This is a genomic window from Mesorhizobium sp. M4A.F.Ca.ET.022.05.2.1 (assembly GCF_003998845.1).
In the GTDB taxonomy this organism is placed as follows: domain Bacteria; phylum Pseudomonadota; class Alphaproteobacteria; order Rhizobiales; family Rhizobiaceae; genus Mesorhizobium.
The window spans coordinates 1-2,052 of the sequence record NZ_RZOJ01000644.1 but is presented as its reverse complement, the minus strand read 5'-3'; the positions used below and the strand labels follow the sequence as shown (position 1 = coordinate 2,052).

The window sequence follows — 2,052 nt, the reverse complement described above, 5'->3', positions numbered from 1 at the left end:
AGGGGATGGTGGTCATGAACTTCTCGCTGGCGCTGAGCATCACGTCGGACAGGATCTCGAGTTGCGGCGAAATCCCGGCCTGGTCGAGCTCCGCCGGCCGCGCGACCGCATGGCCTTTCGCCGAGGTGTCGGCATCGGGGGCGAGGGTGATCCACATCGGGTCCCCGGCCAGATCGATTATGGCGGGCACATAGACCGACGCGTCGGCCGGGACATCCTCTGTGCCCTCGACAGCCTGCAGTTCCTCGTCCTCGTCGCCGAACGACCAATAGTCGGCGGTAAGATAGAAGCCCGTGGCGGCCGCAGCCAGGACGATCGCCGCAAGGCCAACGCCGAAGCGGCGCCAGAGCTTGCGCCTGCGCAGCGCCAGCCGCGCCTCCCTTTTCCGCTTGAAGCTCGTGTCGATGCTGTGAGTCACGGGCTGTTTCCGGTCAGGAAGAAGGTCCAGCGCACCTGTTCAAGCGTATCGACTTCGACAAACCGCGCGGCGATGTGGCCGCGCTGCCAGCATTCGTTAATGCCGCGGATCGAGAAGCGGCGCCGGTCGATGCACATTTCGGTCGAGCCGCCCAGGATCGCATGGCCGAACACGTCCGTCGCATAGATGTAGATGTAGCGGTTGGTCAGCTCCTCGCGAATGACGTTCACGCACTGGTTGGCGCCGATGGTCCACCAGCCGTCGGTCTGGTCGGCATTGTCGACCTTCTGGCCGACAGCAAGATTGACAACGTCGAGGGTCTGATTGCAGACCGTGAACTCCGCGCGGGCGTGGCCGATCGACAGGATCGTCAGCAGTGCCGCGACCAGGATCGCGGCAAGCCGGATCCTGCCGATCAGGCGGCGCAGCGGCAGCGGCCGATCACGCGTGCCAGGGTGGCGGCCGGGATGGAGGAACGCGGGCGGCTCGACATCGGCGTCCATGCTACCCGCCGAGCCGGAAATATTTGGCGGTGGCGGAGTAGTCGGATCTGTTGGCTTCGATCTCGTCAAGGATCCTGGGCAGCAGCGCCGAAACCGGGGTTGGTGCAGAGAAGACGGCGGCCTTGACATCCCGCGGGCCCGTGATCACCAGGATGATCTGCGGCAGCACCTTGCCGGCGGCTTTGTCGGCGGCGCCGAGCCCGATCGGGATGCTGAAGGTCGCCCTGTCAGGTTGCGCGACGATGCGGTCATCGAGGTTGAAGGCTATGCCCCTGTGGTCGATCAGGAGTACGTTGGAAATCAGGCCGCCACGCGTCACCAGCGTTCCGCCGATCGGCGAGCCGTTCGGCACCAATGTCCGATCGAGGACGAGCCGCGGCTTGTCGGCGCCGGTGCGGCCGAGAAGATGCAGAAAATTGGTGACCTCGCATTGGGCGGGCTCAATGAGGCGCACGCTGATATCCGGCTCGACCTGGAACCGCGCCTGGAAGTCGGACATCATGCGCTCGAACGGTTGGACCGCAGTGCCAAATCCCTCGATAGCGACGGCGTTGTCGGTTGCCGATGTCATGGTGGCGTAGAAACAGTCACCGCCGCTGAAGTCGCTCACCCAGGAAGCGCGCTGGGCGGTCTCGTTGGCGGGAGCCGCCGGCGGAACCTGGGGCTTGGGCACATTCAAGACAACGGTCTCATTCGGCTGCTTGGCTGCGGGCGGCTCAGGCTGCGGGCTTGTCTTGGTCGCCGCTTCCGGCGGAGTGGTCGCGCCGTCGGGAGCCTTGTCAGCCACCTTTGGCTTGGCCGTTCGTTGGCCGGTTGCTGGGCCTTCGGCATCTCCGCGACATCCGGCTTGACCGGCGCCGGCGCCTTTTCTACCGGCGGCGAGACCGGAGTGATCGCTTCCGGCGGCGAAGCAGGGGCGATTTTGGGGAGTGGCGCCGCCGTCTGCTGGCTGTCGCTTGGCTGCGGCGCCGCCGGAGCCTTTTCGGCGGGCGCTTGCGCCTCGACCGTCGGGGGCTTTGGTCCCTCCTGGACCGGCGGGACGGGTTCGGCCGGCCGCGCCGGCCGAAAAACAGGCGGAAGCCGGGTCCGGACAGAAGCCGGCGCGGCGGTGGGCACCACTGGCTTTTCAGC

At 66.4% G+C, this 2,052-nt stretch carries 2 protein-coding genes and 2 pseudogenes; 1 reads left to right on the top strand and 3 read right to left on the bottom strand.

The features are described 5' to 3' along the window. The 3 genes and pseudogenes from EN745_RS34025 to EN745_RS34015 all read right to left on the bottom strand — a co-directional run. A pseudogene (locus EN745_RS34025) lies at nt 1–418 on the bottom strand (M23 family peptidase); the annotation flags it as partial. After that, on the bottom strand, nt 415–921 hold the full coding sequence (locus EN745_RS34020; protein ID WP_189363249.1) for a DUF1036 domain-containing protein: 507 nt from the start codon (nt 919–921) through the stop codon (nt 415–417). The gene EN745_RS34020 and the pseudogene EN745_RS34025, both read right to left, overlap by 4 nt. 1 nt (nt 922) lies before the next feature. Then, complete coding sequence (locus EN745_RS34015; protein ID WP_127423257.1) at nt 923–1,708, bottom strand: hypothetical protein; 786 nt, start codon at nt 1,706–1,708, stop codon at nt 923–925. Nucleotides 1,709–1,768: 60 nt separating this feature from the next. On the opposite strand from EN745_RS34015, the pseudogene EN745_RS36605 reads away from it, so the two are divergent. After that, nucleotides 1,769–2,052, top strand: a pseudogene (locus tag EN745_RS36605) (hypothetical protein); the annotation flags it as partial.